Raw genomic sequence first — 18961 nt, 5'->3', positions numbered from 1 at the left:
CGTCAGTCCTTGAAATGCGCGGTGTCGGCGAGGTCGGAGATGAACTCCTCGAAGTCGCGGGCCTCGCGGAAGTTTCGATAGACCGACGCGAAGCGGACGTAGGCCACCGGATCGAGCGCGCGCAGCGCGTCCATCACCAGCTCGCCGATCTGCGTCGAGGGAATCTCGCTTTCGCCGGAACTCTCGAGCCGGCGAACTATCCCGTTCACGACGCGCTCCATCCTCTCCGGATCGACCGGCCGCTTGCGACACGCGACCTGAATGGAACGCGCCAGCTTGTCGCGGTCGAACTGCACCCGCTGTCCGTTCTTCTTCACGACCGTCAGCTCGCGCAGCTGCACGCGCTCGAAGGTCGTGAAGCGCGAACCGCAGGACGGACAATAGCGCCGCCGACGGATCGCCGAATTATCGTCGGTCGGCCGCGAGTCCTTAACTTGTGTGTCCTCGTGACCGCAGAATGGACAGCGCATCTCGTTCCCCCGTTCGTTCCGGCTTTGCGCCTTGTCAGTCGCGGTAGATCGGGAAGCGCGCGCACAGGGCATGGACCTTGGCGCGAACCTGGGCCTCGACCTGGGCGTCTCCGTCCGGACCGTTCTTGGCGATGCCGTCGAGCACGTCGGCGATGAGGTGGCCGATCTGCTGGAACTCGGCGACCCCGAAGCCGCGCGTCGTTCCCGCCGGTGTGCCCAGCCTCACGCCCGACGTGATCGTGTACTTCTCCGGGTCGCCCGGGATGCTGTTCTTGTTGGTCGTGATCCCGGCGCGGTCGAGCACCTTCTCTGCCGACACGCCGGTCGCCTTCTTCGGACGCAGGTCGACCAGCATGACGTGGCTGTCTGTCCCGCCGGACACGATCTTCAGCCCGCGCTCGGTCAGGGTGGCAGCCAGTGCACGCGCGTTGTCGATCACGTTCCGGGCGTAGATCTTGAAATCGGGCCTCAGCGCCTCGCCGAACGCCACGGCCTTGGCTGCGATGATGTGCATCAGCGGGCCGCCCTGCAGGCCGGGGAACACGGCGGAGTTGATCTTCTTCCCGAGCTCGGCGTCGTTCGACAGGATCATGCCGCCGCGCGGGCCGCGCAGCGTCTTGTGCGTCGTCGTCGTCACGACATGGGCGTGCGGCAGCGGGCTCGGATAGACGCCAGCAGCCACGAGGCCGGCATAGTGCGCCATGTCGACCATGAAGTAGGCACCGACCTCGTCGGCCACCTTGCGGAAGCGCGCCCAGTCGATATGACGCGAATAGGCAGAGGCGCCGGCGATGATCACCTTGGGCTTGTCGCGGCGGGCCGCCTCTTCCATCTGCTCGTAGTCGATCAGGTGCGTGTCGGGCTTCAGCCCGTAGGACACGACCTTGAACCACTTGCCCGACTGGTTGGCCGGCGAGCCGTGCGTGAGATGGCCGCCCTGATCGAGCGCCATGCCGAGGAAGGTGTCGCCCGGCTGCAGCAGCGCCATGAACACGGCCTGGTTGGCCTGCGCGCCCGAATGCGGCTGGACGTTGGCGAAGGAGCAGTCGAACAGCTGCTTCGCGCGCTCGATGGCCAGGTCTTCGGCCTTGTCGACTTCCTCGCAGCCGCCGTAGTAGCGGCGCCGCGGATAGCCTTCCGCGTACTTGTTCGTCAGCACCGAGCCGGCCGCCTCGAGCACCGCCCGCGAGACGATGTTCTCGGAGGCAATCAGTTCGATCTGTTCACGCTGGCGATGCAGTTCGCCCTTCAGCACCGCCCCGATCGCAGGATCCGTCTCGGCGAGACTCTTGGTGAACATCGGCAACGGCGACTGTGCCGTGCTGGCAGCGGCTTGGCTCATGATTACTCAACCCTTCGAAAGCTTGTCGACGCGGCCGGCATGGCGGCCACCCTCGAACTTGGTCGCGAGAAACACCTTCAACGCCTCGCGCGCGACCTCGATTCCGATCAGGCGCTGGCCGAAGGCGATGACGTTCGCATCGTTGTGCTCGCGCGACAGGCGCGCGGAGGTCACATCGTGCGCAAGAACTGCGCGGACCTTGGGATTGCGGTTTGCCGCAATGGAAATGCCGATGCCGCTGCCGCAGACGAGAACGCCGCGCTCGGCCTTGCCCGAGGCAATGGCGTCGCCCATCGCTTTTCCGAAGTCCGGATAGTCGACGGATGCGGTCGAATGGGTGCCAAGATCCAGCACCTCGTGACCCGCTTCCTGCAGGTCCCGCTTTAGACTTTCCTTAAGGTCGAAGCCGGCATGATCCGACGCGACCGCGATGGTGCCACCCGGCATTTCGACGATCGACCCCCTCTAGCTATTGAGCCCCCCGATACCATATCCGGGGCCGCGATGTCACCGTTCCGCAAAATCGTGGAAAGTGACCCACAAGACGCTGAAATGGCTCAGGAAATCGCCGGACGGTCGAGGTCGACCGCAGGCCTGTCTTCGGGCCGCAGCTGCAGGAACGGCATTTCGCCCGCCATCGCGACGGGACGATGGCCGCTCAGACGCCGATGTAACGCCCCGACAAGGGTAAACGCGCACCGAACGCCCCCGGCTGAGAGACCGCCACGAGATCCGGCAAGGCACCGAACCGTCGGCGAAAGCGTGGAAGCTCCACCGTCATCTTCGTCGGGAGCCCGGAAGGCCTCCCTCTGCAGCCTGGGGAAGCAGCCGACATGCTCTCGGTCCGGCGGAAGCGGTTGCCGAGCGACAGGCGCCCAGAGCGGTCAGACGCCAAAAGGAAAAGGCCCGGTTGATGCCGGGCCTCTCCTTCGCAAGCGCTGCGGCGCCCTACTTCTTCAGAGGTGCCGACTTGCCGTCCTTCCAGACGTAGATGTCGTAGACCGCATCCTTGATATCGCCCTTGGCGTCGAACTCGAGCACGCCGACGGCCGAGTCGTACTTGCCCGTGCGCAGCTGCTTGGCAACGGTGACGGCATCGACCGACTTCGCCTTGTTGGCGGCATCGGCCCAGGCCTTCACGGCGGCGTAGCTGAACAGCGTGTAGCCTTCGGGATTGTACTTGGCGTCGCGGAACTTCTTCACCAGGGCGGCATTCTTGGGGTCGTCCTCGGCCTTGGGCGGGAACGACATCATCACGCCGTTGGTCGCCGCGCCGCCCAGCTGGGCGAACTCGGCCGTCTCCAGCGCATCGAAGCCCATCATGTTCGCCGCCAGGCCCTGCTCACGCGCCTGCTTGATGATCAGGGCGCCCGCGGTGTGGTAGCCGCCCAGCACGATGATATCGATCTTCGCCTGCTTCATCTTGTTGATCAGCGCGGCGAAATCCTTGTCGGTGTCGTTGTAGGCCTCGTACATCGTCTCGCGCAGGCCGCCCTTGTTCAGGGCCTTCTTGGTCTCGTCGGCCACGCCCTTTCCGTACGGCGACTTGTCGTGAAGGATCGCGACCTTGGCGGTCTTGTTGTTCTTCAGGATGTAGTTGCCGACCGTCGTGCCCTGCACGTCGTCACGGCCGCAGGTGCGGAACACAGTGGTGTTGCCCTTGGACGCGGCATCGTCCGTCAGCTTCGGGTTGGTCGAAGCCGGCGTGATCTGGAGGATCTTGCCTTCCTTGTAGATGTCCGAGGCCGGGATCGAGGAGCCCGAGCAGAAGTGGCCGGCCACGAACACGACCTTGTCCGAGACCATCTTGTTGGCGACCGCGGTCGCCTGCTTGGGATCGCAGGCATCGTCGCCGATCACCAGTTCGAGCTTCTGGCCGTTGACGCCGCCGGCGGCATTGATGTCCGCGACCGCCATCTCGGCGCCGCGCCGGAGCTGCTCGCCGAACGCCGCGTTCGAGCCGGTCATCGGGCCGGCCGAGCCGATCTTGATCTGGGCGAACGCGGGTGTCGCCATGAGGGCAATGGCTGCGACAGCCAGCGTGCCGTACATCTTCTTCATCCGGGTCTCCCTTGTTCGTTGAGCCTCCTCCGCGCCGCGCGGAGCATGACGGTTAGATTAGGGCCGCTCGTCCCAGCCCAGCAAGCCTTTGCGCCTGTAGAGCCAGGGATATTGACGAACCATCTGGCGGGCCCGGGTGAGCCGGAAGGCGAACGCAGCGATCGCCAGTTGCACCGCCCAGCCCAGCACGAAGCCCGCCAGCGACAGGAGCTCGCCGCCGGCCAGCGCATAGTCGAGGAAGCGCAGCGTTGCCGACAGCAGCGCCGTGTAGAACACGATCTGCAGCCAGGGCCGCCAGGTGAGCGCCACGGCATGTCCCGCCGCGAACGAGGCCGGCCCGATCAGCACGAGGTTGAACAGCACCACGTTGAACAGCGTGTCGCCGAACCAGTCGAACATGAAAGTGTCGAGCGGGCTCATGGGTGCCCGCCTTCGAGGTAAGCCGCCCGGACCTCCCGGTTGGCCAGAAGTTCCTTGCCGCTGCCACTGAGGCGCACCCTGCCGTTGGCCAGGACGTAGCCGCGGTCGGCCAGGCGCAGCGCATGGAAGGCGTTCTGCTCCACCAGGAAGATCGTGACTCCCTCCTCCCGCGCGATCCGTCCGATCGAGTCGAAGATCTGGCGCACGATCAGGGGGGCCAGGCCGAGCGACGGCTCGTCGAGCAGGAGAAGCCGCGGCCGGCTCATGAGCGCGCGCCCGATCGCCAGCATCTGCTGCTCGCCCCCCGACAGGGTCCCACCGCGCTGGTCGCGCCGTTCTGCCAGTCGCGGGAACATCGCGAAGACGCGGTCGAGGCCCGACTTGAAGTTGGCCGGATCGCCCAGGATCGCGCCCATCTGCAGGTTCTCGTAGACGCTCATGCGCGCAAAGATGCGCCGCCCCTCCGGCACCTGGGCCACGCCACGCCGGACGATCTGGTGAGTGGGTAGCGAGGTGATGTCTTCGCCGTCGAGAACGATGGTGCCGTTGCGCGCGCGGGGATTGCCGCAGATCGTCATCAGCAGGGTCGACTTGCCCGCGCCATTGGCGCCGATCAGCGTCACGATCTCGCCCCGTGCCACCTCGAGGTCGACCCCGTGCAGGGCCTGGATGGCGCCGTAGAAAGTCTCGACGCCCTTCACCGAGAGGATCGAGGACTCAGCCATCGATCGCCTCCTCGTCGGTGCCGAGATAGGCGCGGATGACGGCCGGGTCGTTGCGGACCGCCAAGGGCGCCCCCTCGGCGATCTTGCGGCCGTAGTCGAGCACGACGATGTGGTCGGAGATGTTCATCACGACGCTCATGTCGTGCTCGATCAGCAGCACGCCGATCCCGTCGCGGTCGCGGATCGAGACCAGGAGTTGGTTGAGCTCGGCCGATTCCCGCGGGTTGAGCCCCGCCGCCGGCTCGTCGAGGCAGAGCAGCACCGGCTCTGTGCACATGGCACGGGCGATCTCGAGACGCCTCTGGGCGCCGTAGGGCAGTTCGCCGGCCGGCCGGTCGGCGTCGGCCACCAGTCCGATGCGCTCCAGCCAGAGCCGCGCCAACTCAATTGCTTCCCCCTCGGCGCGCCGGAAGCTCCCGGCCCCGACCAGCCCCAGCAGGCTCCAGCCCGACGCGCGCATGAGCTTGTTGTGTTGTGCCACCATCAGGTTTTCGAGCACCGTCATGCCGGAAAACAAGCGAATGTTCTGAAAGGTGCGCGCCACCCTCGCCTTCTGGCCGATCTCGTGCCCCCGCATGCGCTCGAGCAGGAACTCGCCGCCGGGGGTCCGCAGGGTAAGCCGCCCGATCGTCGGCTTGTAGAAGCCGGTGATGCAGTTGAAGACCGTCGTCTTGCCGGCACCGTTGGGGCCGATGACGGCGGTGATGGCGTGCGATCGGGCCGCGAACGAAACGTCGTCGATGGCGACCAGCCCGCCGAAGCGCATGGTGAGATGCTCGACCTCGATCAGCGGCGCGCTCATCCACCGCCTCCCGAGCCGGCCGGATGCAGCCTTATCGAAGGTTCGCGACTGGAGACGAGGCCGCGCGGCCGGAACACCATGATCAGGACCATGGCGAGGCCGAAGGCAAGCATGCGGTAGTTGCCGAGATCACGAAACCATTCGGGCAGGCCGATCAGCAGTATCGCCGCCAGCACGACGCCGACCTGGCTGCCCATGCCGCCCAGCACGACGATGGCCAGGATGATCGCCGATTCGATGAATACGAAGCTCTCGGGGCTGATGAAGCGCTGCTTGGCCGCAAAGAACGAGCCGGCGAATCCCGCAAACATGGCGCCGATGGCGAAGGCCGTCAGCTTGGTGTTGGTCGGGTTGATGCCGAGCGCCTGGCAGGCCGTCTCGTCCTCACGCAGCGCTTCCCAGGCGCGGCCGACCGGCAGGCGCCGCATGCGCTGCGTGAACAGGTTGGTGATCAGCGCCAGGCCGAGGATGATGTAATAGAGAAAGATCAGCCGGTGATTGCCGTTGAAGGCGATGCCCAGCATTTCCGACACCGTCTGCTTGCCCGGCGGCGGCGTCTCGGCGAACACCGCACCGAACAGGGTCGGTCCTGGAATCGAACCGATGCCGGCCGGTCCGTTCGTCAGGTCGAACCAGTTGAGCAGCACCAGACGGATGATCTCGCCGAAGCCCAGGGTCACGATGGCAAGATAGTCGCCGCGCAGACGCAGCACGGGAAAGCCCAGCATGATGCCGAACAGTGCCGCCATCATTCCGGCGAGCGGCAGCACCGTCCAGAAACCCAACCCGTACTGAGTGCTGAGCAGCGCATAGGCGTAGGCCCCGACGGCGTAGAAGGCGACGTAGCCGAGATCGAGCAGGCCTGCGAGGCCGACCACGATGTTCAGGCCCCAGCCCAGCATGACGTAGGTCAGGATCAGCACGCCGAGATCCATCGTCTTCTGGTCGGCGAACGGCATGGCCGGCAGCAGGACCGCGCCGGCCAGCAGCAGCCAGCCGAACCATTTGGCACCGGCCTTGCCCAGCGCCACGCCGGAGGGCGTGCGCGCCGCCGCACCCATGGCGTCGTTGGCCCATGGCCAGACCGCCCGGATGACCAGCAGCACGCCGCCCAGCGCAACGAACCAGTGCAGGAAGCCCGACGGCATTTTCATCGGCGAGGCGCCGGCCGCGATCATGGCGATCCCCAGCGCTATGGCGGGCCAGCGCAGGCCGTTCGCCGCCATCGAGAGTCCGAGGCGTCCGACGAAGATCGCAACGACCGCCACGGCGAGGTCGACAAGCTGGTAGTCGAAGCCCAGCCCCTTCCCGCCGCCCTGATCGACGGTGCGGAAGCCGACGACGAAGAAACCGAGCGCGGCCGCGACGAAGGCGGTGAGACCTGCATCCTTCAGCATGAGAGGAAGACGCGGGCCCATCTGCTCAGACCTTCTCGATCTCCGGTTTGCCGAGCAGGCCGCTCGGCCGGAAGATCAGCACCAGCACCAGGATCGCGAAGGCCGCGACGTCCTTGTACTCGCTCGAAAAGTAACCGGCCCAGAAAACCTCGATCAGGCCGATCAGCAGCCCGCCCAGCATGGCGCCCGGCAAGGAGCCGATGCCGCCCAGGACGGCGGCGGTAAAGGCCTTGATGCCGGCCAGGAATCCGATGAAGAAGTCGATGACCCCGTAATACATGAGGAACAGCATGCCGGCGACGGCGGCCAGCGCCGCGCCCAGCACGAAGGTCAGCGAGATGGTGCGGTCGACATTGACGCCCAGCAGCGAGGCCATCTTCATGTCCTGCTCGCAGGCGCGCTGCTGGCGCCCGAGCGAAGTCCGGGCGATCACCCAGGTGAAACCCGCCATCAGGACGACGGTCACCAGCACGATGATGATCTGAAGCCACGTCACGCGAACGTCGAAGCCGTCGGCGGTAAAGAGATTGAAGCCGCCGGATACGATCTGCCCGCCGGGCTTGGGACGCGCCCCCTGCGCCAGCTGCACGTAATTCTGGAGGGCGATCGAGACGCCGATGGCGGAGATCAGCGGGGCCAGCCGGAACGAGCCCCGCAACGGTCTGTAGGCCGTTCGCTCTATCGCCCATCCATAGACGGCGGAAAACGACATCGCCAGCAACAGGACCAGGACGATGGCGATCGGAGCCGAGCTGATGCCGAGGCTGCCGCAGATGATGAAGCCGATCAGCGAGATGAAGGCGCCGATCATGAACACCTCGCCATGGGCGAAGTTGATCATGCCGATGATGCCGTAGACCATCGTATATCCGATGGCGATCAGCCCGTAGATGGCGCCCAGCGTGATTGCGTTGATCAGCTGCTGCGTGAAATACGCCATGCCTTGTTCTGTCTCCCTGCCTTTGCGACCTACGATGCTTTCTCGGGCACTGGCAAGCTCAAGATGATTGCCTGCAAATCGCGGACCACAAGGACCAGGGGACGACGGCCGGCACCCGGGGGGCGCAGGCGAGCGGCCCAAAAGCCGCTTGCGCTCCCTCGTCCGACCACCGATTAAATGTGGCCATGCTTACCCCCTCCTACGACGTCATCGTCATCGGCGCCGGTCCGGCTGGACTTACCGCCGCCACCGAAATTGCCCGCGCAGGTCTGAAGGCGCTCTGCCTCGACAAGCTCGCCCCCGGCGGCGAAATCATCAACCTCGGTGCGCTCCACGATTTCGAGGAGATGTTCGACGGCACGACGATGGCCGCGCGCCTCACGGACGATGCCGCGGTCGCCGGCGTGGAGATGGGCTTCGGCGAGGTCTCGGCCATTTCCGGAAGCGGTCCCTTCGAAATCGAGACGACCGACGGCGAGCGCCACAGCGCGCGCTCCCTCATCGTTGCGACCGGCCTGAACAAGGGCAGGCTCGGCATTCCCGGTGAGGAGGAATACGAAGGCCGCGGCCTGTCGCACTGCGCGAACTGTGATGGCCCGCTCTATGCCGGGCAGCCTGTGATCGTCGCCGGCGCGACCGGCTGGGCGCCTTACGAAGCCGCCGTCCTGGTCGGAATCGCCGGCGACATCACCATGCTCGGCACGCCGACCGGCCCGGCTCCCGAGGGCGTGACCGCCCGGCCGGGGCGCATCGTCGGCCTGGAGGGCAGCAACGGTCTCGAGGCGGTGACCATCGAAAATGACGGCCAGCGAAACCGCGTTTCGACGAATGCAGTGTTCGTTTACGAGGGCCGGTCTCCCGCTGCGGAATTCCTGCCGGATTCGCTTGCACGCGACGCCACGGGGCATATCGTTGTCGACGCTCAGGGCCAGACCGCCCAGCCGCTGGTGTTTGCCGCCGGCGACGTACGGTCCGGCTCAAAGGAATATCTGGCCGACGCCATCGCGGACGGCCAGCGCGTCGCCAAGTCGGTGGTCGCGGCGTTGAACAAGTAGCGTGGAGGGAAACGAACATGCGCATCTTCAATCCGAGCTTCGGCATGGCCGCCGCCGGTCCCGCCAAGGTGACCCTGCAGCCCGTCAACTGGGCGACCGACGCCATTGCGCTGATCTCCAACTCCAAGCCGAACGCGCGTGAGCTGCTGGAGGGCGTCCGCGCCATGCTGGGCGCGCACCGTCCCGTCGACAACATTCACTTCCACGCCAAGAACAGCGCAAGCCAGCCTGCGCCCAAGGAACTGATCGAGAAGGTCGCCAAGAACTACAAGGCGGCGCTGCTCGCCTTAGGGGATTGAGGAAGCTGTTCATCGTGGAGTTTCCACGACAGCCTCGAACTCGAGAAGCTCGGCATCACCGCTTTCGTGATCGCCACTGAGACTTTCAAGCCGCTGGTCCTCGCCCAGGCGAAGGCCCGCAAGGTCGAACCGCGCCTTATCGTAGTGAAGCACCCCGTCGGCGGCCTGAATGCCGAAGAGCTGCGGGAACGCATCGAAGCAGCCACCAAGGGACTGACCGAGGCGACGAGCAAATGAAGGACATCGCCGACCAGGAAGTGATCGACATCGGCGACATGGATGTCGAAGCCTTCAACGAGTACGCCAACGAACAGGGCTGGAGCGACGGCATGCCGCTCTTCGTGCCCACCGAGGCGAAGGTAGCGAAGTTCGTCGAGACGGTGCGCGGTGACAACCGCCCCTACCCGCCGGTCCCTCCGCGCCAGATCGTCCCGACGCTGCAGGCCCTGGCCGCGAACGCGGTCATGGCCGGCTGCAAGCCGGAGTACTTCCCGGTGGTGACCGCCGCCCTGCGCGGCGTGCTCGACCCGGAATACAATCTCCACGGTACGCTCGCGACCACGCACTCCTGCGCGCCGATGGTCATGGTGAGCGGCCCGATCCGGCACGAACTCAACATCAACTGCGGCACCAACTGCTTCGGCCAGGGTCGCCAGGCCAACGCCACAATCGGCCGCGCGCTCGGCCTGATGCTGCTGAACGTCGCCGGCGCCAAGCCGGGCGAGATGGACCGTTCGACCCAGGGCAATCCCGCCAAGTACACGTTCTGCTTCGGCGAGAACGAGGAAGAGAATCCGTGGACGCCCTATCACGTGCAGCGCGGCTTCGCGCCCACGGACTCGGTCGTGACGGTGATGTCGGGTGAGGGCCCGCACAATCTCAACGACCACGGTTCGACCACGGGCGACGGCCTGCTGACGACTTTCGCCGGCGGCATGTCCAACCCGGGCGCCAACACGGTCTACGGCAAGGGCCCGATGTTCCTCATCATCGGCCCCGAGCACGCCGCGACCCTGAAGCGCGATGGCTTCACGTTAGAGAGCATCCGCGAGGAACTCTGGAAGCGCTCGCGGATCCATCTGTCCCGGATCTCCCGGGAGAACCTCGACACCTACGAGAGCACCGGCCACAAGCCGGACGGTGACTGGCTGACGATCGGCCGCGACCCGAACGACATCCACATCACCGTGGCGGGCGGGCCGGGCAAGCATTCGGCGTTCATCCCGTCGTTCGGCGGCACCACCGTCGCCTGCACGCGCATCGCCCGATGAACGAGTGGTGCGGCTGGCCGGTCGTCGACGAGTCGACGACCTGGGAAAGCGCACAGCATATCCTGACCGAGGCCGAGCTTTCGGACGGCCTCCCCTTGGTGCCTCCTACGCAGAAGCGGCTCGACGCCATGATTGCGGGTGTCGCCAGCCGGGCCGAATCGCTGGGCATGATGCCCCCGATGTTCGGCGACATCACGCCCGAAGCCGTCGCCTATCAATGCGTGATCGCGGGCTGCGTGCCGGCGGAACTGCCGGTCGTTGTGGCGGCGGCGCAGGCCCTGCTCGAACCCGACTTCAATCTTCTGGGCATCGCCACCACCACCGGTAGCGCCGCCGTCGCGCTCTGCCTCCACGGCCCGATCGCGCGCACGCTCGGTGTCAACGCGCTGACCAACGCCATCGGTCCCGGCAACCGCGCCAATGCCTGCATCGGACGCGCCCTGCAGCTCTGCCTGCGCAATATCGGCGGCGCGCGCTCGGACACGGGCGACATGGCGACGATGGGCCAGCCCGCCAAGTACACGCTGTGCTTCGCCGAAAGGACCGAAGGCCCCTTCCCGACCTTCACCGAGCGCCACGGCCTCGGCAAAGACGAGAGCGCCCTCACGGTGATGGGCATTGCCGGAACCGCCGAGGTGCTGCCGGGGGACGGCGAAGGCGCCACGCCCGAGGCGATCCTCGACCCGGTCGTCGCCGGCATGCGCGCCGAGATCGTGATGTCGGGCCAGAGCCGCAAGAGCGGGCGCGGCGAGCAGGTCCTTCTCCTGCCGCTCGAACTCGCGGAGAAAATCGCCCGCCACGACGGATGGGATATCAAACGCGTCCAGCAATACCTGTTCGACCAGGGTCAGGGCGTGGCGAGTTCGCCCGAGGCGATTCATCCGATCGTAACCGGCGGCGCCGGCTACAAGATGGCCTATCTCCCGATCTGGGGCGGCGGATCGCAGATCGTGATGCGCAAGCTCTGACCCGGGCCGCCAGGACAGGTAGCCCGCGCTACTTCAGCACCCTGCGCACCAGACCGTAGAACAGCCACATGCCGAAGCCCCAGAGCGCGTAAACGATGGGCGCAACTGCCACGCCCGGCAGGCGCCAGCCGCCGCCGACCGGGGCGCCCTTCATCGGCAGGACGACGAACCAGTTCACCGCGAGGACCAGCGTGGCCGCGAAGAACATCCAGCCCAGGGCACCATTCAGGATGCCGGGCAGGCGGGCGACCAGGAAGGCGCCCAGCGCACCCCAAAGACCGCCCCAGAAGGCCAGCGAGACGATGGCCGGAACGCCCCAGGGCGGCACCGGCCGCATGTTGTAGAAATTGGGCCGGCCGAACCCCAGTTCGGCGGCGATGTAGAAGCCCCACTGATGGAACACCAGTACGCTCAACGCGCCGGCGAGAAAGCCAGCAACAACCATGCGCCAGAAATTGCCCGTCACGTCACTTCACCCTGGAGGACGCCGATCGCGCCATGGATGCGCCTGTTCGAGCTGGGCGGCCAGTGACAACAGCGTGGCCTCGGCGCCGTAGCGGCCGACGAAATGCATGCCGATCGGCAGGCCGTCTTCCGTCCATTCGAGCGGAACCGACATCGCCGGCACCCCGGCCGCATTGCAGACGGAGGTGAAGGCCACCATCGGCGCGAGCCCCTCCTCGTATTCTTCGAGACTGCCATCCATGCGCACGGTACCGAGCGGCAACGACGTACGGGCGATTGTCGGAGAGAGGAGAATGTCGAATCTCTTGAAGAAGGCGCCGAGCTGGCGGCCGGTGCGATGGAAGGTCTGCACCGCGCGGATATAGTCGTGCGCGCTGACCCCGCGGCCCTTCTCGGCATAGAGGCGGGTCACCGGTTCGAGGTCGTCCGGTCCCGGCACGCGGCCATTGGCCCTCACCTGGATGTTGGTGAAGGTGTTGGCACACATCACCGTGCCGAAAGCAGCACCGGCGGCGGCCGGATCATAGTCCGGAACCGCCTCCACGACGTGATGGCCGAGCGCCTCCAGACGCTTCGCGGTGCGCTCGACGGCTGCGACCAGCGCCTGATCCATCGATTCCCAGCCGACCGGCTTGCGCAGGAACGCGATGCGCAATCGTCCGGGCGCCCGTCGAGTCGCGTCGAGGAACGAGCCCTCGGCTTCCGGCGCGCGATAGGGATCGCCGGGTTCGCCGCCCGCGAGCGCGTCGAGCAGCGCCGCGCTGTCGCGCACGGAGATCGAGACGCAGAGCTGGGCGCCAGCCCCCGCGAGTGTCTCCCCGATCGGCGCCAGGCTGATGCGACCGCGCGATGGCTTCAGCCCGAACAGGCCGCACAGGGAGGCCGGGATTCGGATCGAGCCGCCGCCGTCGGTCGCGTGCGCCATCGGCAGTGCCCGGGCCGCCACCACCGCGGCCGACCCACCGGAAGAGCCCCCCGGCGACAGGTCGGCGCGCCACGGATTGACCGTCGCACCGCCGAAGGCCGGTTCCGTCGTAGGCGCCAGGCCGAACTCGCTGGTGTTGCTGCGGCCCACGATCACCAGCCCGGCGCGGCGCATACGCGCCACGGCCGCGCTGTCGTTCGCGGCCACCGGCTCCTTCGAGAAAAAGCGCGAGCCGACCGTGGTCGGCGTGCCGGCGCAATCGGCCATGAGCTCCTTCACGACGAACGGGATGCCGTGGAACGGCCCGTCGCACGCCGCCGCGACGGACTTCTCCAGCAGCTCACCGTCGTAGAAGTCGGTGATGGCGTTCAGCCGGTCGTTGGCCTCATGGAGTCGCGTCAGACTGGCGTCGAGCAATTCCCGCGCACCGACCTTGCGGCTGCGGACCATCTCCGCGATGGCCAGTGCGTCATGTGCCGCGAACAGATCTTCCAACGGTTCAGTTCCGCCAACGCTCGAGGTTCGCCGCCACGAAAGCATCGTCGTGCAGTTCGGGATAGGTTGCGTAGAGCCGGTCGATGCCCTCGCTCTGGCCGGGACTCAACTTCTCGTGCGGATCGAGGCACTCGATGGACTGAAGCAGGCCCTGTCGCCGCAGTATCTCGTGGCAGCCGGGAATGCAGCCCGCGAAATCGTGGTCGACGTCGAACACCACGCTGTTGCAGTCCGTGACGAAGGAATCCAGCGCCAGGATTTCGGGCGTGATCGCGCCGTTCGACACCGAGAGCTTTAGCCGCTCCAGCATCTTCACGGCGCCGCGCGTCCACACGCTCCAGTGACCGAGCAGCCCGCCCTGGAAGCGCAAGGTCACCTCGCGGTTGCCGGTGCGTACGACCATCGGCGTCACGAGATCCGCCACGATGTGATCGTCGTTGCCGGTGTAGAGGGTGATGCGCTCCTCGGCGTGGGCGGCGGCGATGCCGAAGCAGACATCGAGCGTGCGGTAGCGGTTGAATGGCGCCACCTTGATCGCCACGACATTGTCGATGGCAGCAAAGCGCGTCCAGAACTCGCGCGACAGCTTGATGCCGCCCACCGCGGTCTGCAGGTAGAAGCCGATTAGCGGCATCTCCTTCGCGACCGCGGCGCAATGCTCGATCAGCTCGTCCTCGCTGGCACCCTTGAGCGCGGCCAGCGACAACAGCACCGCGTGGTAGCCGAGCGACCGCGCGGTGCGCGCTTCCTCGACCGCCTGCGCCGTCTTGCCGACGGCGCCCGCGATCATGACCAGCGGCCGGTCGGTCCAGTCGCGCGCCGTCTGGATGGCGAGTTCGAGGACAGGGCGATAGAGCCCGACCTCGCGGATGGCGAACTGGGTCGAATGTACACCCACCGCCAGGCCGCCCGAGCCGGCATCGAGGTAGTAGCGGCTCAAGGCGCGCTGCGACTGCCTGTCGAAGTTCCGGTCGGTGTCGAGCGCCAGCGGGTGCGCGGGAATGACGGTGCCCTGCCGCAGCAGGGACAGGACCGGCGCCGGAAGATCGCGCCAGTGGAGGGCCTTGTCGGTGCTCATGCCTGCATCCTATCCCAGTTCCGGACCCGCGAGGGCAAAGACGTGCGAGGGATCGTCCAGTCCTTTGGCGGTGCCCAGGGTCATGCGCATGTAGCCACGCGGCGAGGTCGCGCCCTGCTCCTGGAGCCAGGCGCGGACGGCCTGATGCGCCTCCGGCACATCGATGATGAATGGGCCCGGCGCGGCGGCCGCTGCGCGCGCGATCAGCGCCAGCGCGACCGCCTCGCGATCGGCGACCACAGGACCGAGCGACGTCGCCACCCGGCCTTCGCGCCCCAGAACGAAGCCCACGATCTTGCCGCCCACGTCTTCGGCCAGCCAGGCACGGCCGGGCTGGCGCAAGGCCAGGTGCATGAGGATCGACGGGCGTTCCATGCCGGTGAGGGGCCGGTCGTAGACGGCGAGCCGCGGCAGGTCGGCCGGGCTGATCGGCCGGATCGCGACGCCGGCCGGCGGCGCCACCGGCTCGCCCTTCACGCCATCGAAGTGCCAGCGTGCGATCGGGTAGAGGTCGCGAAACCCCAGAGGCAGGTAGATCGGCCGTCCCTGCTCCGTCGCATCGAGGCCCGCGACCGCGTCGGCGGCCTGCACTTCCTCGATGCAGCGCTTCAGCAGTCCGGTGCCCACGCCGCCGCGCCGGCGCTCCTTGGTCACGAGCACCATGCTGATCCAGGCGAGCTTCTGGCCGAGCGGCAGGATCAAAGAACTGGCTTGCCATCTGCCGTCCGGCGCCGTGCAGCCGAAGCCTCGCCCCGCGCCCAGCATGAAACGCCAGTCGGCGACGTTCTGGTTCCAGCCCGCCTCGATCGACAGCGGCCAGACGGCGTCGCTCTGCTCGGGAGCGATCGGCCGGACATCAAGCGCTTCAGTACTTGCCATCGCGCACCTCGTAGTGCGTGGGCTTGTTCAAGGTGGCCATGTCGCGCTCCAGCCAATCCGTCGTCCACTCGATCATCTTCGAGAGCGGCACGCTGGGCGGACCGAACTCCTTCTCCATGCGGCTCGCGTTGTTCAGCCAGCCGGTCGGCGCTTCCTTGCCGGTGAGGATCGGTGTCCGACCCAGCAGTCTGCCGAACTCCGCCGCCAGCCATCGGATCTCGATCGTCTCAAGGCCGGTGACGTTGATCGGGGTGGTGGGAGTGGTGGCGCGCGCAAGGCAACGCAGCGCGACCGAGTTCGCATCGCCCTGCCAGATCACGTTGACGTGCCCCATCGACAGGTCGATCGGCTCGCCATCCCGCACCTTGCGGCCGACGTCGTGCAGGACGCCGTAGCGCATGTCGATCGCGTAATTGAGGCGGAACAGCCGGCCGGGCGTGCCGTGGCGGGCCGAGAAATACTCGAACATGCGCTCGCGGCCGACACAGGAATTCGCGTAGTCGCCGGAGGGCGGCACCGGCGGTACCTCCTCCGTCGCGCCTCCGCTGTCGACCGGCACGAACGGATAGACGCAGCCCGTCGAGAAGGCAACGATGCGCGAGTCCTTGAAAACCTCCGCGACCATCGCCGGAACCTGCACGTTCATCGCCCAGGTGAGCGGCACGTCGCCCGTCGCGCCGAACTTTCGGCCGGCCATAAAGACGACGTTGGCGGCCTTCGGAAGATTTTCCAATGCCGTGCGATCCAGCAGGTCCGCGGAGATCGGCTCGACACCGGCCTTCTCCAGCGCCTGCTTAACACCCGGCTCGCTGAAGCGCGCCACGCCCATCACCCGCTTCGTCGGCGCAGCGCGCTTGGCCATGCGCGCGAGCGTCGGGCCCATCTTGCCGCCGACACCCAGGACGAGAACGTCGCCCGGCGTCGCCGCCAGGTCGGCCACCAGCTCGGCGGACGGGGCGGTCATGAAGTCCTCGACGGCTTCGATGCTGTCGAAGCGGGCCGGAAGGTTGGCGCTCATTTCTTGCCTCCAGGATGGGCCGGCGTCAGCCTTTCGCGCGGCGAGTCGGGCATCGACCGGAGCGCCGCGAAGTCGAGATCGACCCCCACCGCGAAGCCTGGACACCCCAGCGACCCCAGTGCCAGCGCGCCATCGCGTACCTTGAGCCGCGCCGGCCTGCCTGGCTGCCGCTCGTAGAGATCGGGATGGGCGGCAACGAACGCATCCTGTTCGGCAACGGAAGCCGATGACATGCCGTCGATGAAATGATGGGCGTTGCGCTCGACATGGGTGAGGCCCAGCAGCGAGACCAGCGCCAGGTCCTGCTGGACGCTGACGCCAGGCTGCGTCGTCAGATCCTCGGCCGACATGAAATAGCCAGGCCCCAGCTTCGCGACCCGCGCGGCATTCAGGATCGACTTGTAGAAGCCCTTGCAGTTCTTGCTGGAGACGCCGGCATAGCCGAGCTTCAGCGCCTCCGGGAAGGTCGACAGCTCGCCGTCGGACTCGTCGATGATGACCGGACGGTACTTGGCAAGCGCCGTCACCGGCCGGCTGAGCGCCGCCTGGCGCTTGATCGGCTGCTCTATGAACAGCGTCGCCTTGACCATCTTCGAGAGCGCCGGCGTCTCCTCGACCTTGCGCCACAGCTCAACGATCCCCTCGACATCGTCGTACTGCTCGTTGCCGTCGAACGTGACCTTGTAGTCACCCGCGCCAGCATCGAGCACCGAGGCGATGCGCGTCAGCCGGTCGAGGTCTGCCCGGATGTCGCCGCCGACCTTCAGTTTGTAATAGCGGCCGCGATAGTAGGAGGCGACCTCTTCCAGCGTCTCCGGCAACCCGTCGTTCACCCGCTCGGACTCCGGCCGCTCGGCTTTCGTCAGCGGGTCGACCAGGCCCACCGTGTGACGCAGGTCGATCGAGGCGCGCGGCTTCAGCCCCTTCAGAAAATCCGAGAGATGACGGGCGTCGATGTCGGGCGTCAGATCGGTCGCAGAGATGCCCGGCACATTGGCCGCGATCATCTGCGCGAAGGATTGTCCCGTTGCCCTGCCGACCGCGTCGATGATCGCCCGGTCGAGCAGCGCCGGTCCGTACGAGGCAACCAGCGGATTGAGCCCCAGCTCGGCCCCGCGCGCGATCTGCTGGCGATAGCTTCCGGCATAGAGGCCGAAGGGTGTGTCGAAGCCGCGCGCGGTGTAGTGGTCGATCGCGAGCTGCAGCGCCTGCCGGAGCTGGTCGAGATTCTGCGCGTCGGAGAATTCCGGACTCTTCTCGAACCACTTGGCACCCAGCGCCTCGGCGGCGACGCCTTCGCTGGTGCGGCCATCCTCCAGCGCGATGCGCACGCGGACGATCGCCTGGATGCCCTGCGTCACGGTGATGACGCCGAAGCGGAACGGCAGGCGCAGGTGGTGGTCGCGTTCGAAGCGGTCGACCGCCTCAACCTTCACTTTCATACCGTTTGCTCCAGCAGACCCTGAACATAGCCGATCATGCGCGCCGCGCAGGTCGGACCGTCGGGTTCGTAGACGAAGGGTTCCATCGCGACCCAGCCATCATAACCCGTGTCGCGCAGCGCCTCGACCACGGGAGCGAACTTGTCGGCCCCCTCGCCCGGTCCACGCTTGTTGCGATCGTTGAACTGGACGTGCGCCATCAAGCCGGTCGGCATCCAGCGACGAATGACATCGGCGACCGCCTCCCTCTCTTCCAGGCTAGAGGCCAGCGTGTCGACCATCAGCCGGAAGGCAGGGCTGCCGATGCGACGGACAATGGCTTCGGCCTCGGCCAGCGTATTGACGAAGTTGCAATCGGGTCGCGCCAGCGGCTCCAGGCAATAGACCACGCCGGCCTTCTCCGCAGCGGCGGCGGCGGCGGCCCAGGCTTCCTCGACGCGCTTCGCATCGTCAGCATCGGCCACACGGCGCTGGCCGGGCGAGCCGTGGACCAGATAGGCGCCGCCCAGGTCGGCGCACAGTTCGATGGATGACAGCAGCACATCGACGCTGCGCTGCCACACCGCCCGATCGTCAGTCGCGATCGACAGTCCCGCAGGGGCCGCCAGCAGCCAGTGGAGCCCACTCACCTCCACACCGGCGTCGGCACAGGCCTTACGGACGAAAGCACGTTCGGAGGCTGGCATGCGCCATGCATCGTCGCCCAAGGTAAAGGGCGCGACTTCCAGCCCCTTGTAGCCGAGCGCCGCTGCCAGAGCGCATTGGCGCTCGAACGACAACTCGCGGATGACTTCATTGCACAGGGAAAGCTTCACGGACGAACCTCGCCTTGACGGGCAAATGCGCGTTCGCCAGTCTCATCGCATGGGGGCCCATGATATCAGCGAGACAAAAGCGATGAACAGATTC

Annotated in this window: 20 protein-coding genes; 4 read left to right on the top strand and 16 right to left on the bottom strand. The window is 66.7% G+C overall.

The window, feature by feature from the left end; translation table 11 throughout:
* Positions 1–2: 2 nt before the first annotated feature.
* The 9 genes from nrdR to ACO07I_RS01165 all read right to left on the bottom strand — a co-directional run bounded on the left by nrdR (position 3) and on the right by ACO07I_RS01165 (position 8157).
* Entirely contained in the window at positions 3–470 is a 468-nt protein-coding gene (gene nrdR, locus ACO07I_RS01205) for a transcriptional regulator NrdR (protein WP_304850666.1), read from the bottom strand.
* Positions 471–504: 34 nt separating this feature from the next.
* Entirely contained in the window at positions 505–1812 is a 1308-nt protein-coding gene (glyA, locus tag ACO07I_RS01200) for a serine hydroxymethyltransferase (RefSeq protein ID WP_422013517.1), read from the bottom strand.
* 6 nt (positions 1813–1818) lie between these two features.
* Positions 1819–2259: a ribose 5-phosphate isomerase B gene (gene rpiB, locus ACO07I_RS01195; RefSeq protein ID WP_422013515.1), complete on the bottom strand. Its 441-nt coding sequence runs from the start codon at positions 2257–2259 to the stop codon at positions 1819–1821.
* A 501-nt stretch (positions 2260–2760) separates the two neighbouring features.
* Positions 2761–3873 (bottom strand): branched-chain amino acid ABC transporter substrate-binding protein, encoded by a 1113-nt coding sequence (locus ACO07I_RS01190; protein WP_422013513.1) that lies wholly within the window; start codon positions 3871–3873, stop codon positions 2761–2763.
* A 57-nt stretch (positions 3874–3930) separates the two neighbouring features.
* Positions 3931–4293: a DUF6867 family protein gene (locus ACO07I_RS01185; RefSeq protein ID WP_422013511.1), complete on the bottom strand. Its 363-nt coding sequence runs from the start codon at positions 4291–4293 to the stop codon at positions 3931–3933.
* The gene (locus ACO07I_RS01180) at positions 4290–5018 is read right to left on the bottom strand and encodes an ABC transporter ATP-binding protein (protein WP_422013509.1); all 729 of its coding nucleotides are present in this window, start codon (positions 5016–5018) and stop codon (positions 4290–4292) included. Before ACO07I_RS01180 ends, ACO07I_RS01185 begins: the two co-directional genes overlap by 4 nt.
* Positions 5011–5820 (bottom strand): ABC transporter ATP-binding protein, encoded by an 810-nt coding sequence (locus ACO07I_RS01175; protein WP_422013507.1) that lies wholly within the window; start codon positions 5818–5820, stop codon positions 5011–5013. Before ACO07I_RS01175 ends, ACO07I_RS01180 begins: the two co-directional genes overlap by 8 nt.
* Positions 5817–7238, bottom strand: coding sequence for a high-affinity branched-chain amino acid ABC transporter permease LivM (gene livM, locus ACO07I_RS01170; protein ID WP_422013505.1), 1422 nt, complete (start codon positions 7236–7238; stop codon positions 5817–5819). Before livM ends, ACO07I_RS01175 begins: the two co-directional genes overlap by 4 nt.
* A gap of 4 nt (positions 7239–7242) precedes the next feature.
* On the bottom strand, positions 7243–8157 hold the full coding sequence (locus tag ACO07I_RS01165) for an ABC transporter permease subunit (RefSeq protein WP_422013503.1): 915 nt from the start codon (positions 8155–8157) through the stop codon (positions 7243–7245).
* A gap of 185 nt (positions 8158–8342) precedes the next feature.
* Here ACO07I_RS01165 and ACO07I_RS01160 point away from each other — a divergent pair, with 185 nt between their 5' ends.
* From ACO07I_RS01160 to ACO07I_RS01145, 4 genes are read left to right on the top strand one after another with little or no spacing between them, the layout of a single operon-like run.
* Positions 8343–9212 carry an NAD(P)/FAD-dependent oxidoreductase gene (locus ACO07I_RS01160; RefSeq protein WP_422013501.1) on the top strand — a complete coding sequence of 290 codons (870 nt, stop codon included), beginning with the start codon at positions 8343–8345 and terminating at the stop codon, positions 9210–9212.
* A gap of 17 nt (positions 9213–9229) precedes the next feature.
* Entirely contained in the window at positions 9230–9748 is a 519-nt protein-coding gene (locus ACO07I_RS01155) for a UGSC family (seleno)protein (RefSeq protein ID WP_422013500.1), read from the top strand.
* On the top strand, positions 9745–10782 hold the full coding sequence (locus ACO07I_RS01150) for a hypothetical protein (protein WP_422013498.1): 1038 nt from the start codon (positions 9745–9747) through the stop codon (positions 10780–10782). Before ACO07I_RS01155 ends, ACO07I_RS01150 begins: the two co-directional genes overlap by 4 nt.
* A complete protein-coding gene (locus ACO07I_RS01145) occupies positions 10779–11750 on the top strand; it encodes a hypothetical protein (protein WP_422013496.1) in 972 nt (323 codons plus the stop codon). Before ACO07I_RS01150 ends, ACO07I_RS01145 begins: the two co-directional genes overlap by 4 nt.
* Before the next feature lie 28 nt (positions 11751–11778).
* On the opposite strand, the gene ACO07I_RS01140 is transcribed toward ACO07I_RS01145, so the two are convergent.
* Genes ACO07I_RS01140 through ACO07I_RS01110 form a run of 7 tightly spaced genes read right to left on the bottom strand, consistent with a single transcriptional unit; the run spans position 11779 to position 18867 of the window.
* Positions 11779–12216 (bottom strand): hypothetical protein, encoded by a 438-nt coding sequence (locus ACO07I_RS01140; RefSeq protein WP_422013494.1) that lies wholly within the window; start codon positions 12214–12216, stop codon positions 11779–11781.
* A 6-nt stretch (positions 12217–12222) separates the two neighbouring features.
* Positions 12223–13635: an amidase gene (locus tag ACO07I_RS01135; RefSeq protein ID WP_422013492.1), complete on the bottom strand. Its 1413-nt coding sequence runs from the start codon at positions 13633–13635 to the stop codon at positions 12223–12225.
* A 4-nt stretch (positions 13636–13639) separates the two neighbouring features.
* A complete protein-coding gene (locus tag ACO07I_RS01130) occupies positions 13640–14713 on the bottom strand; it encodes a dihydrodipicolinate synthase family protein (RefSeq protein WP_422013490.1) in 1074 nt (357 codons plus the stop codon).
* A 9-nt stretch (positions 14714–14722) separates the two neighbouring features.
* Positions 14723–15592: a hypothetical protein gene (locus ACO07I_RS01125; RefSeq protein ID WP_422013488.1), complete on the bottom strand. Its 870-nt coding sequence runs from the start codon at positions 15590–15592 to the stop codon at positions 14723–14725.
* Complete coding sequence (locus ACO07I_RS01120; protein WP_422013486.1) at positions 15579–16610, bottom strand: NAD-dependent epimerase/dehydratase family protein; 1032 nt, start codon at positions 16608–16610, stop codon at positions 15579–15581. Before ACO07I_RS01120 ends, ACO07I_RS01125 begins: the two co-directional genes overlap by 14 nt.
* Complete coding sequence (locus ACO07I_RS01115) at positions 16607–18052, bottom strand: mandelate racemase (RefSeq protein WP_422013484.1); 1446 nt, start codon at positions 18050–18052, stop codon at positions 16607–16609. Before ACO07I_RS01115 ends, ACO07I_RS01120 begins: the two co-directional genes overlap by 4 nt.
* The gene (locus ACO07I_RS01110; RefSeq protein WP_422013482.1) at positions 18049–18867 is read right to left on the bottom strand and encodes a sugar phosphate isomerase/epimerase family protein; all 819 of its coding nucleotides are present in this window, start codon (positions 18865–18867) and stop codon (positions 18049–18051) included. Before ACO07I_RS01110 ends, ACO07I_RS01115 begins: the two co-directional genes overlap by 4 nt.
* Between the last annotated feature and the right edge of the window lie 94 nt (positions 18868–18961).

This window comes from Reyranella sp. (genome assembly GCF_965227665.1).
In the GTDB taxonomy this organism is placed as follows: Bacteria; Pseudomonadota; Alphaproteobacteria; order Reyranellales; family Reyranellaceae; genus Reyranella.
This window is presented reverse-complemented; position numbering and strand designations above follow the sequence as displayed.